This is a genomic window from Nocardioides sp. NBC_00163 (genome assembly GCF_045206295.1).
GTDB lineage: Bacteria > Actinomycetota > Actinomycetes > Propionibacteriales > Nocardioidaceae > Nocardioides.
Genome location: NZ_CP108155.1, coordinates 5,053,934 through 5,066,375 on the forward strand (window position 1 = coordinate 5,053,934; position 12,442 = coordinate 5,066,375).

Below are 12,442 nucleotides of genomic sequence, written 5' to 3' on the forward strand. Positions count from 1 at the left end.
CCGTACGCTTGCCCGCATGATCGCCCGTATGTCGACCCTGTTCGTGCGGACCCTGCGTGAGGATCCCGCCGACGCCGAGGTCGCGAGCCACAAGCTGCTTGTCCGTGCCGGCTACATCCGCCGCGCCGCTCCGGGGATCTACTCGTGGCTGCCGTTGGGCCTGCGCGTGCTCGGCAAGGTCGAGGGGATCATCCGCGAGGAGATGGCCGCGATCGGCGCCCAGGAGGTGCACTTCCCGGCGCTGCTGCCGCGCGAGCCCTACGAGGCGACCGGCCGCTGGACGGAGTACGGCGACGGCATCTTCCGGCTCAAGGACCGCAAGGAGGCCGACTACCTGCTCGGTCCCACGCACGAGGAGATGTTCACGCTCCTGGTCAAGGACCTCTACGGCTCCTACAAGGACCTGCCGCTGGCGATCTACCAGATCCAGACGAAGTACCGCGACGAGGCGCGTCCCCGCGCGGGGCTGCTGCGCGGCCGCGAGTTCATCATGAAGGACTCCTACTCCTTCGACTACACCGACGAGGGGCTGTCGGCGGCCTACGACGCCCACCGCGCGGCGTACGTCAAGGTCTTCGACCGCCTCGGGTTCGAGTACGTCATCGTCAAGGCCACCTCCGGCGCGATGGGCGGCTCGGCCTCCGAGGAGTTCCTGGCCGTCTCGGAGGCCGGCGAGGACACGTTCGTACGCTCGCCCGGCGGGTACGCCGCCAACGTCGAGGCGGTCACGACGCTGGCCCCCGGGCCGCTCTCCTACGAGGACGTGCCGGCCGCCCACGCCGAGGACACCCCCGAGACCCCGACGATCCAGACGCTCGTCGACCACCTCAATTCCGCATTCCCGCGTGACGACCGCCCCTGGGAGGCCGGCGACACGCTGAAGAACGTGCTGGTGACGCTGCGTCACCCCGACGGCACCGTCGAGCCGCTCGCCATCGGCCTGCCCGGTGACCGCGATGTCGACATCAAGCGCCTCGAGGGCCAGTTGGAGCCGATCGAGGTCGAGCCCATGGACGATGTCGAGCTGAAGAAGCACCCCGAGCTGATCAAGGGATACATCGGTCCCGAGGTGCTGGGGGAGTCGTCCGCATCGGGGATCCGGTATCTCGTGGACCCGCGCGTGGTCACCGGCACCCGCTGGGTGACCGGAGCCAACGTCGAGGGCAAGCACGTCATCGATCTGGTCGCCGGCCGGGACTTCACCCCCGACGGCACCATCGAGGCCGCCGAGGTCCGTGAGGGTGACCCGGCTCCCGACGGCTCCGGCCCGCTGACGCTTGCCCGCGGGATCGAGATGGGCCACGTCTTCCAGCTCGGCCGCAAGTACGCCGAGGCGCTGGGGCTTCAGGTGCTCGACGAGAACGGCAAGCTCGTCACCGTCACCATGGGCTCCTACGGCATCGGCGTCACCCGCGCCGTGGCAGCCGTCGCTGAGGGCACCCTCGACGACATCGGCCTCGCCTGGCCCCGCAATGTCGCTCCGTACGACATCCACCTCGTCGCGACCGGCAAGGACGCCGCCGTCTTCGAGGCCGCAGCGAAGCTGGCCGGTGAGCTCGAGGCCGCCGGCATCGACGTGCTCTACGACGACCGCCCCAAGGTCTCGCCTGGCGTGAAGTTCAAGGACGCCGAGCTCATCGGCGTCCCGACCATCGTCACCGTCGGCAAGGGCCTGGTCGAGGGCAAGGTCGAGGTCAAGGACCGCAAGAGCGGCGAGAGGACCGAGGTCGCTCTCGACGCCGCCGTCGCCCACCTCACCGAGATCGTCCGCGGCTGACATAACGGGAACTTCTCGGGTGTTTCCTGCGCTTCTCGGGTGTTGCAACGCCTGAGAAGCGCAGGAATACCCGGTTAACCGGGGATTCCAACCGCCGGGAATGCGGCAAGATCGACCCCATGACCGGGGACAGGATTCTTGACCGTACGCTCGCCTGGCGGGTGGCGAGCGCCGCGGAGGCGGCTGCGGGGATCGGGCCGGGGAAGACGGTGGCGTTCTCCGGGTTCGCCGGAAGCGGGCGACCGAAGGCGGTGCCTGAGGCCCTGGGGCTGGTCCGGGAGTGGCCGGAGGGCGTCGACGTACGTCACTCGCGGGTCGCCCAGCACGCGGCCTCCGGGTTCTACGGCGCTCTCGACGTCGCGGTGGTCGAGGTGGCGGCGATCCTGCCCAACGGGCTGCTCGTCCCGGGGAGCAGCGTCGGCAACAACCAGACGTGGCTCGATGTCGCCGACGCCGTGATCCTCGAGGTCAACAGCTGGCATCCGCGCGGGTTCGAGGGCTTCCACGACATCCATCACGGCTCCCAGCTGCCGCCGGCGCGGGCGCCGATCCAGCTGACGACGCCGATGCAGAGGATCGGTGACCCTTTCCTGCTCGTCGATCCGGCCAAGGTCGTCGCCGTCGTCGAGACCGATCGCCCCGACCGAGGCTCACCGCCGCGCGTGATCGACGACGAGAGCCGGGCGATCGCCGAGCTCGTCGTGGACTTCCTCCGCCATGAGGTACGCCACGGCCGCCTGCACCACAGCCTGCTTCCGCTCCACGCCGGTGCGGGTCCCGTCGCCGACGCGGTTCTCACCGGGCTCCAGGACGCCGAGTTCGAGCACCTGACGGCCTACACCGACACCGTCCGGGACGGTCTCCTCGACCTGCTCGACTCCGGAAAGCTGATCGGAGTCTCGGCTACCTCCTTCGGCCTCTCCGAGGCGGGCGCGCGCCGGTTCAACGACGACGTCCACCACTACAAGGGCCGGGTCCTGCTGCGCACGCAGGACATATCGAACCACCCCGAGGTCATCCGGCGGCTCGGCCTCATCGCGATCGACTCGATGGCCGAGGCCGACATCCACGGCAACGTGAACGCCCTCGGTGGCTCGGGTGACTTCGCGAGCAACGCCCATCTCAACGTCTTCGCCGCCCCCTCCACCGCCGAGCGAGGCACCATCTCGCGCATCGTGCCGTTCGTCGGCCACGTCGACCACACCGCGCACGATGTGCAGGTCATCATCACCGAGCAGGGCGTGGCCGACCTGCGCGGCATCTCTCCCGCCGCCCGTGCTCGGCGGATCATCGACCGCTGCGCACATCCCGACTTCCGCGCGCAGCTCACCGACCTGGTCGACTCGGCGCAGCTGACCCGCTGAAAATCACGATGAGTCGGCGGGTGTCGCACCGCTAGGGTCGTGGCCATGGCGATCGACGCGGTGATCTTCGACTGGGGCGGCACGCTGACGAAGTGGCACGACATCGACTTCCACGCGGAGTCGCTGGCGCTCGCGCAGGCGGTGAGCGGTGCCTGCGACGACGACCACCCGGTCAACGCGACCAGGCTCCACCAGGCCGGCGAGACGATCTGGGCCCGCAGCCGCGACCACCAGCAGAGCTCGGCGATCGGCGACCTCTTCGACGAGGCCGGCCTCGAGCACGACCCGGACCTGCTCGACGCCTATTACGAGTTCTGGGAGCCGCACACCCTGACCGACCCCGAGGTCGGGCCGCTGTGGGAGGCGCTCCGCGCCGACGGCGTACGTGTCGGGGTGCTGTCCAACACGATCTGGCCGCGTGCGTGGCACCGCGGGTTCTTCGAGCGCGACGGGGTGCTCGACCTTCTCGACGGAGACGTCTACACCTCCGAGGTTCCCTGGACGAAGCCTGCCGCGGAGGCGTTCCACGCGGCGATGGAGGCCGTGAAGGTCTCGGATCCGTCTCGATGCGTGTACGTGGGCGACAGGCTCTTCGACGATGTGTACGGTGCTCAGAAGGCCGGTCTGCGGGCGATCCACATCCCGCACAGCAACATCCCGAGCAGCCAGGTGGGCCACAGCGAGGGCTCTCCGGAGGCCGTCGCACAACGACTGAGCGACATACACCAGATCGTTCGCTCCTGGGAATGACGCCGGGAAAAGTTGCAAGTTCTTGCAATGCGCTTTTGCGGGTCTGGGCCATTCTGAGCGGGGATTGCATACTTCTGCAAGAGAGGTTCAGCCCCAGGCGACTTCTCAGGCCTCGTGTCCAGGCCAAAACCTGGCCCGCGAGCCGCCCGGTCTCGGGAGACATCTCGGGAGTCTCCCGCGCCGGACGGTTCGCGGGCCATCTCGGCTTTTAGGGATCAGGTACCCGGGAACGCGCGCGGTTTCGCGCCCAGATCGAGCTGCCGCGCGGCCGCCCGGCAGAGCAGTTGGATGAGCAGCGTCCGGTCGGTGCCGGTCGCCTTCGGGGCCAACGAGAGATAGGTCGCGGTGGTGTCCTGCTCCAGCCGCAGCGCCGCGGCGCCGATGCCCGTCTCCGACCCGATCCGGCCGGGCAGGTCGTAGACGGCGGAGGGCGCGACCGGCTCGATCCCGGCGGCCACCACGTGCGCGGCCAGCGCCTCCCGGGCGTTCACGTGGTCGTCGTACGCATCGGTGAGCGCCCGCGCCAGAGCCGGCGAGGACGCCGCCGAGGTGCGCCCGCCCAGGGCGCCCAGGACATAGATCGCGGAGTGCTCGACCGCGAGCGCCGCCTGGACCGCTTCGGTCGAGGCCGAGGTCGCGGTCGTCATACGAGACCTCGTCCGTGCAGGAGCTGCTGCTGACCGGCGGCGGCCGAGGCGAGCAGCGTGATCAGCTGCGGGTCCGCCGCGCGCCCGGCCGCGGCGGTGAGCGTCGTGACCAGGGCGAGCTGACGCTCCTGCCAGCGCCCGGCCGTCCGCGCCGCGGTCACGCCCTTGGTCGGCGCCAGCGCCTCGATGTGCACGCGATGGAGCTGCACGAACGCGGACGGGGCGCCTTCGTCGGCTCCGAGGATCTCAGCGACCGTGGCGTCGATCACACTCTGGTCGGGGTTGGTGGGGGCCGGGGGAGTGCTCGGTGGAGGGGCTTTGACAGGATCCAGCATCTCCGAGGCCGAACACGCCGAGGCGGCCAGCGGGGCAACCACGGCGACACCCACAGCGGTGCGCCGCGAGAGCATCCGGAGGGCACGTGCGCTGGTCACGTGAGGAACCCTAACCACACCCGGCGAGAGTCGCGTCAGCGGCTTTCCAACACAGCCGCGCGCTGTTCGAGACGCCCGAGGCGTACAGGTATGGTTTCATCAGCGGGGCCGTGTGCTCGGAGGCCCAAACAATTGGACCAGCCAACAGGACCGGACAACAGGATGCAGGGAGATCGCGTTGAGTGCTGAGCGGAAGGACGCGATCGCGAGTGCCATCGAAAAGGCCCTCGCAGACCCGCTTCAGGCCCTGGGCTTCGACATCGAGGCCGTGGAGATCACGCCGGCCGGCAAGCGCCGGATCCTGCGGATCGCCGTCGACAAGGACGGTGGGATCACCCATGAGGAGGTCACCGAGGCAACCCGTGAGGTCAACCGGGTCCTCGACGAGTCCGACGTCATGGGCGAGCAGCCCTACACGCTCGAGGTGACCTCTCCCGGGGTCGACCGGCCGCTGACCCTGCCGCGCCACTGGCGCCGCAACAAGGGTCGCCTGGTCAAGGTCACCACCGCCGACGGCTCCGCGTTCACCGGGCGGGTCAAGGAGTCCGACGAGGAGCGCGCGAGCCTCGAGGTGAGCGGCAAGCGCCGCGATGTGGCGTACGCGGACGTGAAGAAGGCGCTTGTGCAGATCGAGTTCAAGCGGATCGACGAGGGGGAGTAGGCCATGGACATCGATATGAGCATCCTGCGGATGCTGGAGCGGGAGCGGGAGATCTCGCTCGATGTGCTCGTCGAGGCGATCGAGCAGGGGCTGTTGACCGCCTACCACAAGACCGGCGACTCCCAGACCAAGGCGCGGGTCGACCTGGACCGCAAGACCGGGCACGTACGCGTGCTGGCCGCCGAGATCGACGACGAGGGCAACGTCGTCGGGGAGTACGACGACACGCCCGAGGGCTTCGGCCGGATCGCCGCCACCACCGCCAAGCAGATCGTGCTGCAGCGGCTCCGCGACGCCGAGGACGACGTGAAGTTCGGCGAGTTCTCCGGTAAGGAGGGCGACATCCTCTCGGGCGTCATCCAGCAGGGCCGCAACCCCGACGACGTGCTCGTCGACCTGGGCCGGCTCGAGGGCGTCATCCCGCTCTCCGAGCGCGTGCCGGGCGAGGACTACAGCCACGGCACCCGGATCAAGGCTCTCGTGGTCAGCGTGCGCAAGGGCATGCGCGGCCCGCAGATCACCCTCTCGCGCTCCCACCCCAACCTGGTCAAGAAGCTCTTCTCCTTCGAGGTTCCAGAGATCGCCGACGGCACCGTGGAGATCTCCGCGATCGCCCGCGAGGCCGGCCACCGCACCAAGATCGCGGTCAAGTCGACCGTCCCCGGCGTCAACGCCAAGGGCGCCTGCATCGGCCCCATGGGCCAGCGGGTCCGCCAGGTCATGTCCGAGCTGCAGGGCGAGAAGATCGACATCGTCGACTGGTCCGAGGACCCGAAGGTGCTCGTCGCCTCCGCGCTCTCACCGGCCCGGGTCTCCTCGGTGCAGATCATCGACGAGGCGACCAAGTCGGCCCGTGTCGTGGTGCCCGACTACCAGCTCTCCCTGGCCATCGGCAAGGAGGGGCAGAACGCCCGCCTGGCCGCCCGCCTGACCGGCTGGCGCATCGACATCCGCTCCGACGAGGAGACCCCGGTCGCATGACCATCACGGCTCGCTAGCCTGTGCGGCATGGCGAGCGTGCGTGAGACCACTCTGACCGGCTCCGAGGGCGTCCTGCTGGAGCCGGAAGGGGCCACCACCGGCGTACTCGTGCTGTCGGGGTCATCGGGGCGGATCGAGACCGACCGGTGCCGGATGCTCGCCTCGCACGGGGTGGCCGCGGCGTCGATCCGCTACTTCGGCGGTCCCGGACAGCCGGGCGAGGCTCGGCTGATACCGCTCGAGACGTTCGACGACGTCCTCGCCGACCTCCTCTCCCGCTATCAGCGGCTGGTGGTGCTCGGGACGTCCTGGGGCGCGCAGGCCGCGCTTCTGCTCGGCACCCTGCATCCCGAGATCGACGCGGTGGTCGGGATCTCCCCGACGTACGTCTCCTGGGCGGGCCTCAGCGACGAGCGCCCGCAGCGGTCCTCCTGGACGCTGCGCGGCGAGCAGGTGCCGTTCGTGCCTTTCGACGACGAGGCGATCGAGGACGCGGTGAAGGAGGCAGGCGGGGAGCTCCCTTCGTTCTGCGAGGCCTACCTCTCGGCCCTGGAGAAGTACGCCGACCGTGTGCCCGCCGCGACGATCCCGGTCGAGCGCATCGCCGGTGATGTCGTCCTGGTCGCCGGGGGAGGAGACGCGCTGTGGCCCTCGGTCCTCGCCGCCGAGGCGGTCCGGCGGCGGCGTACGGCCCACGACCTGGACACGGTCGTGGTCACCCATCCCGACGCCGGCCACCGCGTCGTGCTGCCGGGCGAGCCGGTGCTCCCGCTCAGCCAGCGGCTCGCGTGGGGTGGTTCGGAGACGGCCGACCGCGAGCTCGGCCTGCGGGCCTGGCCGGAGATCGCCGCGGTCTTGTGATCGCCGCCATGTGGTGAGGACGGGTCACGGAATAAGAACGACCTGTGCCCCGGTTTCGTCTACCGAACCCCGGAAGCGGTAGTGTTAAGGATCGGTGGCACGCCTCGAAGAAACTACGCAGAACGGACCTGTCCGTACGTGCGTGGGTTGCCGGAAGCGAGCCGCCAAGCGCGAGTTGTTGCGGGTGACCGCCGGCTCGGACCGCAACGGCCAGCCGGCCGTGGTGCCCGATCCGACAGCCACCGCACCCGGGCGAGGGGCGCATGTGCACCCCACGCGTGAGTGTTACGAACTCGCGGTGCGCCGGAAGGCGTTCACCCGGGCCCTGTTCCCGAAAGGCAGGGGGGCCGAGGGCGGGCTTTCCAGCGCACCGGTGGAGGACTACCTTGACACGCGCCACACATCCACGACCGTCGCCGACGGTCAACTGACCAGGAACTGGAGCAAAAGCTCATGAGCACTCGATGAGTACTTCGCGATGAGCGTGTTCTACAACCATTAGTGGTCACAGTTTCAACCCGGATTTGGGTCTGTGGCCAGAAGGAGAAACGTGGCTAAGACCCGAGTCCACGAACTCGCCAAAGAGTTCGGAGTCGAGAGCAAGTTCGTTCTCGAGAAGTTCAAGGAGATGGGTGAGTTCGTCAAGTCGGCGAGCTCGACCGTCGAGCTCCCTGCGGAGATGCGTTTCCGCAAGGAGATCGGCCCCGGCCTGAAGGCCGGCGGCAAGGGTGGTTCCGCGTCCTCGGACGAGAAGGCCGCCCCCAAGCCCGGCCCCAAGCCGGCAGCTCCCAGGCCCGCGGCCCCCAAGAAGGCTGCGGACACGGCGCCCGAGAAGCCTGTTGAGGCGCCCGCGGCGTCCAAGGCGGCTGCGCCCAAGCCCGGCCCGAAGCCCCCGGCCAAGAAGGCCGAGGCTCCGCCGGTCGCCCCCGCGGCGTCCGCTGCTCCGGCCGCTCCCAAGCCCGCCCCGAACGCTGCGCCGTCCGGTGACCGCCGCTCGGCCGCTCCCAAGCCGGGTGCGCCCCGGCCTGGTGCCCCGAAGCCCGGCGCCCGTCCGCAGACCCCCGCGGCTCGCGGTGGCGCGGGTGGCACCGGTGGTGCCGGTCGTCCCGGACCGCGTCCGGTCGGCAAGCCCGGCGCTCCGCGCCCGGGCAACAACCCGTTCTCCTCCAACCAGGGCATGGGGCGTCCGCGTCCCGGCGGCCAGGGTGGAGGCCAGGGTCAAGGTGGCCAGGGCGGTGCCCCGGCCGGCGGCGACCAGCGTCCGCCGCGTCCTGCTGCTGCCCGTGAGGGTGGCCAGGCAGGTGGCCGTCCCGGCATGCCGCGTCCCAACCCGGCGATGATGCCGAAGTCCCCGGCCGCGTTCGGTGCCCGTCCTGGTGGCGGTCCCGGTGGTCGTGCCGGTGCTCCGGGTCGTCCCGGTGGCGGCGGTGGTCGTGCTGGTGCTCCGGGTCGTCCCGGTGGCGGCGGCGGTGCCGGTCGTCCTGGTGGCGGCGGCTTCGGCGGCGGTCCCGGTGGCGGTCGCCCCGGTGCCGGTCGTCCCGGTGGTCGCGGAACGACCCAGGGTGCCTTCGGTCGCCCGGGTGGTCCCTCGCGCCGTGGCCGGAAGTCGAAGCGGGCGCGTCGCCAGGAGTTCGAGGCCATGGAGGCCCCGACCATCGGCGGCATCCGCGTACGCAAGGGCAACGGCGAGACCGTGCGTCTCGCCCGTGGCGCCTCGCTGACCGACTTCGCCGAGAAGATCAACGTCGACCCGGCTCAGCTGGTGCAGATGCTGTTCGGCCTCGGTGAGATGGTCACCGCGACCGAGTCCGTCAACGACGAGACCCTCGAGCTGCTCGGTGAGGAGCTCAACTACATCGTCCAGGTCGTCTCCCCCGAGGACGAGGACCGCGAGCTGCTGGAGTCCTTCGACATCGAGCTCGGCGACGAGGGCGACGAGTCCGACTGGACGGTCCGACCGCCGGTCGTCACCGTCATGGGTCACGTCGACCACGGTAAGACCAAGCTGCTCGACGCCATCCGTGACGCCAACGTCATCGAGGGCGAGGCCGGTGGCATCACCCAGCACATCGGTGCCTACCAGGTATCGACCGAGGTCGACGGCCAAGAGCGAAAGATCACCTTCATCGACACCCCGGGTCACGAGGCGTTCACCGCCATGCGTGCCCGTGGCTCGCAGTCCTCGGACCTCGCGGTCCTCGTGGTCGCTGCGGATGACGGTGTGATGCCGCAGACGATCGAGGCGCTCAACCACGCCAAGGCGGCCGGTGTCCCGATCGTGGTCGCGATCAACAAGATCGACAAGCCGGAGGCGGACCCGACCAAGATCCGTGGCCAGCTGACCGAGTACGGCGTCATCCCCGAGGAGTACGGCGGCGACACCATGTTCGTCGAGATCTCGGCCAAGTCGCGGATCAACATCGAGGGCCTCCTCGAGGCCGTCGTGCTGACCGCCGACGCCTCGCTCGACCTGCAGGCCAACGCCAGCCAGGACGCGCAGGGCATCGTGATCGAGGCTCACCTCGACCGCGGTCGCGGCCCGGTCGCGACCATCCTGGTCCAGCGCGGCACGCTGCGCGTGGGTGAGTCCATCGTCGCCGGTCCGGCCCACGGCCGTGTCCGCGCGATGATCGACGAGTACGGCCACGAGATCACCGAGGCGACCCCGTCGCGTCCGGCGATGGTCCTGGGTCTCTCGGCGGTGCCGGGTGCCGGTCAGAGCTTCCTGGTCGTCGAGGACGACCGGATGGCTCGCCAGATCGCCGAGAAGCGCGAGGCACGCGAGCGTGCCGCGCAGCAGGCCAAGCGCCGCGTACGCCGCACGCTGGAGGACTTCATGGCCTCCATGGAGAAGGGCGAGAGCCAGGAGCTCAACCTCATCCTCAAGGGCGACGTGTCCGGTTCGGTCGAGGCGCTCGAGGACGCACTGGCCAAGATCGACGTGGGTGGCGACGAGGTCTCCATCCGGGTCATCGACCGCGGTGTCGGTGCGATCACCGAGACCAACGTCGACCTGGCTGCTGCCTCCGACGCGATCATCATCGGCTTCAACGTCCGCCCGCAGGGCAAGGCGACGGAGCTGGCCGATCGCGAGGGTGTCGAGATCCGCTACTACTCGGTCATCTACCAGGCGATCGAGGAGATCGAGGCGGCCCTCAAGGGCATGCTCAAGCCGGAGTACGAGGAGAAGGTCCTCGGCAAGGCGGAGATCCGTGCGATCTTCCGCTCGTCGAAGACCGGAAACATCGCCGGTTGTATGGTCACCGAGGGCCTCATCCGCCGCAACGCCAAGGTTCGCGTCCTGCGCGACGGCGCCGTGGCGGCCGACAACCTCGACCTGGCCTCGCTGCGCCGCGAGAAGGACGACGCCTCCGAGGTCCGCGAGGGCTTCGAGTGCGGTCTGGTCCTGAAGAACTTCCAGGACATCAAGGAAGGCGACATCATCGAAGCCTTCGAGATGGTGGAGATTCCCCGAGGCTGAAGATGAGCCTCTGACGTTGGCCGGGTCGCAGTCGCGGCCCGGCCAACGTCTCGATTTGCTTCGATTATTTGAGAGAGTGTGAACATGAGTAGCCCACGGGTTCGTCGGATCGCTGACCGGATCAAGGTCGTTGTCGCTCAGATGCTGGAGCGGCGGATCAAGGATCCCCGGATCGGCTTCGTCACCATCACCGATGTGCGGGTGACCGGCGACAGCCAGAACGCGACGATCTTCTACACAGTGCTGGGAGCGGACTCGGAGGCCGAACTCGCTGGTACGGCGGCGGCGCTGGAGTCGGCCAAGGGGCTGATCCGCTCCGAGGTCGCCAAGCAGCTCGGCACCCGCACCGCGCCGACGCTGGAGTTCATCCACGACGCGCTGCCGGAGACCGCCCGCCACCTCGACGACGTGCTCGCGCGCGCCAAGGCACAGGACGACGCGGTCGCCGCTGCGCGTGGGGAGAACTACGCAGGTGAGGCCGACCCCTACAAGAAGCCGCGCGAGGACGACTGGGACGAGGACGACGAGGACGACGAGGAGTGACTGCCCCGTCAGGTCTCGTCATCGTCGACAAGCCTGCCGGGATCACCTCCCACGACGTCGTCGCGCGCGTACGGCGCTTGGCCGGCACCCGCAAGGTCGGGCATGCCGGCACCCTGGATCCGATGGCCACCGGCGTACTCGTTCTGGGGGTGGAGCGCGCCACCCGGCTCCTCGGCCACCTGATGCTGACCGAGAAGTCCTACTCGGCGACGGTGCGGCTGGGCGTCTCGACGACCACGGATGACGCCGAGGGCGAGGTAGTGGAGACGCGCTCTGCCGCGGGCATCGACGAGGAGCGCATACGCAGCACCTTCGCCACCCAGGTCGGCGACATCCTCCAGGTGCCGACCGCGGTCTCGGCGATCAAGGTCGACGGGAAGCGCGCCTACCAGCGCGTACGCGACGGGGAGCAGGTCGAGCTGAAGGCCCGGCCGGTCACGGTGCACGAGCTCACCGTCGGCGAGATCCGCAGCGAGGGCGACGTGGTCGACGTCGACATCTCCGTCCGCTGCTCCTCGGGCACCTACATCCGGGCGATCGCCCGCGACGTCGGTGCGGAGCTCGGGGTCGGCGGCCACCTGACGATGCTGCGCCGCACCGCGGTCGGGCCCTACGGTCTCGACGTCGCCAAGACGCTCGACGAGCTCAGCGACGAGTTCGCCGCGCTCCCCTTGGCAGAGGCTGCCCGCGCCGCGTTCGCCCCCTACGACCTCTCCGAGGAGCAGGCGCAGGACGTCCGCTTCGGCCGGAAGCTGAAGATCACCGTCGACGGGCTCACCGCCGTCTTCGCCCCCGACGGCGAGTTCCTCGCGCTCTACGAGCCGGTCGGACCCGAGACCGCCAAGGCGACCGCCGTCTTCGTCGGCTGACGTCTCGGCCCGCAGGGGCGACGGCTCGGCGCGGTGGAACGCGTTCTGCTTGGTTTGTCAGGTGGCCCGGATCC

Annotated in this window: 12 protein-coding genes; 10 read left to right on the forward strand and 2 right to left on the reverse strand. The window is 69.5% G+C overall.

Annotated features, from left to right (window positions below):
- Window positions 1-16 precede the first annotated feature (16 nt).
- From OG801_RS24215 to OG801_RS24225, 3 genes are all read left to right on the forward strand, one after another.
- Window positions 17-1,777, forward strand: a complete 1,761-nt coding sequence (locus OG801_RS24215) for a proline--tRNA ligase (RefSeq protein ID WP_406031704.1) — start codon at window positions 17-19, stop codon at window positions 1,775-1,777.
- Between the two features lie 119 nt (window positions 1,778-1,896).
- Window positions 1,897-3,141 carry an acetyl-CoA hydrolase/transferase C-terminal domain-containing protein gene (locus OG801_RS24220; RefSeq protein ID WP_406031705.1) on the forward strand — a complete coding sequence of 415 codons (1,245 nt, stop codon included), beginning with the start codon at window positions 1,897-1,899 and terminating at the stop codon, window positions 3,139-3,141.
- A 45-nt stretch (window positions 3,142-3,186) separates the two neighbouring features.
- Entirely contained in the window at window positions 3,187-3,891 is a 705-nt protein-coding gene (locus OG801_RS24225; protein ID WP_355018017.1) for an HAD family hydrolase, read from the forward strand.
- A 215-nt stretch (window positions 3,892-4,106) separates the two neighbouring features.
- On the opposite strand, the gene OG801_RS24230 is transcribed toward OG801_RS24225, so the two are convergent.
- Entirely contained in the window at window positions 4,107-4,538 is a 432-nt protein-coding gene (locus OG801_RS24230; protein WP_355018016.1) for a DUF4439 domain-containing protein, read from the reverse strand.
- Window positions 4,535-4,972 (reverse strand): hypothetical protein, encoded by a 438-nt coding sequence (locus tag OG801_RS24235; RefSeq protein WP_406031706.1) that lies wholly within the window; start codon window positions 4,970-4,972, stop codon window positions 4,535-4,537. The genes OG801_RS24230 and OG801_RS24235 overlap by 4 nt, the downstream gene beginning before the upstream one ends.
- 178 nt (window positions 4,973-5,150) lie before the next feature.
- Between OG801_RS24235 and rimP the strand changes: the two genes are divergently transcribed.
- The 7 genes from rimP (at window position 5,151) to truB (ending at window position 12,368) form a co-directional block, all read left to right on the forward strand.
- Window positions 5,151-5,633 (forward strand): ribosome maturation factor RimP, encoded by a 483-nt coding sequence (rimP, locus tag OG801_RS24240; RefSeq protein ID WP_355018014.1) that lies wholly within the window; start codon window positions 5,151-5,153, stop codon window positions 5,631-5,633.
- A gap of 3 nt (window positions 5,634-5,636) precedes the next feature.
- Complete coding sequence (gene nusA, locus OG801_RS24245) at window positions 5,637-6,614, forward strand: transcription termination factor NusA (RefSeq protein WP_355018013.1); 978 nt, start codon at window positions 5,637-5,639, stop codon at window positions 6,612-6,614.
- Window positions 6,615-6,641: 27 nt separating this feature from the next.
- Window positions 6,642-7,475: an alpha/beta fold hydrolase gene (locus OG801_RS24250; protein WP_406031707.1), complete on the forward strand. Its 834-nt coding sequence runs from the start codon at window positions 6,642-6,644 to the stop codon at window positions 7,473-7,475.
- Between the two features lie 184 nt (window positions 7,476-7,659).
- Window positions 7,660-7,932: a YlxR family protein gene (locus OG801_RS24255; RefSeq protein ID WP_406036299.1), complete on the forward strand. Its 273-nt coding sequence runs from the start codon at window positions 7,660-7,662 to the stop codon at window positions 7,930-7,932.
- A 93-nt stretch (window positions 7,933-8,025) separates the two neighbouring features.
- The gene (gene infB / locus OG801_RS24260) at window positions 8,026-10,956 is read left to right on the forward strand and encodes a translation initiation factor IF-2 (RefSeq protein WP_406031708.1); all 2,931 of its coding nucleotides are present in this window, start codon (window positions 8,026-8,028) and stop codon (window positions 10,954-10,956) included.
- A gap of 78 nt (window positions 10,957-11,034) precedes the next feature.
- Entirely contained in the window at window positions 11,035-11,499 is a 465-nt protein-coding gene (gene rbfA, locus OG801_RS24265; RefSeq protein WP_406031709.1) for a 30S ribosome-binding factor RbfA, read from the forward strand.
- The gene (gene truB / locus OG801_RS24270) at window positions 11,496-12,368 is read left to right on the forward strand and encodes a tRNA pseudouridine(55) synthase TruB (RefSeq protein ID WP_406031710.1); all 873 of its coding nucleotides are present in this window, start codon (window positions 11,496-11,498) and stop codon (window positions 12,366-12,368) included. Before rbfA ends, truB begins: the two co-directional genes overlap by 4 nt.
- Window positions 12,369-12,442: the final 74 nt, after the last annotated feature.

Excerpts from the sequence above, each read along its gene's own strand:
- OG801_RS24215 (WP_406031704.1), top strand. The coding sequence starts at position 17 with ATGATCGCCCGTATGTCGACCCTGTTCGTGCGGACCCTGCGTGAGGAT.
- OG801_RS24220 (WP_406031705.1), top strand. The coding sequence starts at position 1,897 with ATGACCGGGGACAGGATTCTTGACCGTACGCTCGCCTGGCGGGTGGCG.
- OG801_RS24225 (WP_355018017.1), top strand. The coding sequence starts at position 3,187 with ATGGCGATCGACGCGGTGATCTTCGACTGGGGCGGCACGCTGACGAAG.
- OG801_RS24230 (WP_355018016.1), bottom strand. The coding sequence starts at position 4,538 with ATGACGACCGCGACCTCGGCCTCGACCGAAGCGGTCCAGGCGGCGCTC.
- nusA (WP_355018013.1), top strand. The coding sequence starts at position 5,637 with ATGGACATCGATATGAGCATCCTGCGGATGCTGGAGCGGGAGCGGGAG.
- OG801_RS24250 (WP_406031707.1), top strand. The coding sequence starts at position 6,642 with ATGGCGAGCGTGCGTGAGACCACTCTGACCGGCTCCGAGGGCGTCCTG.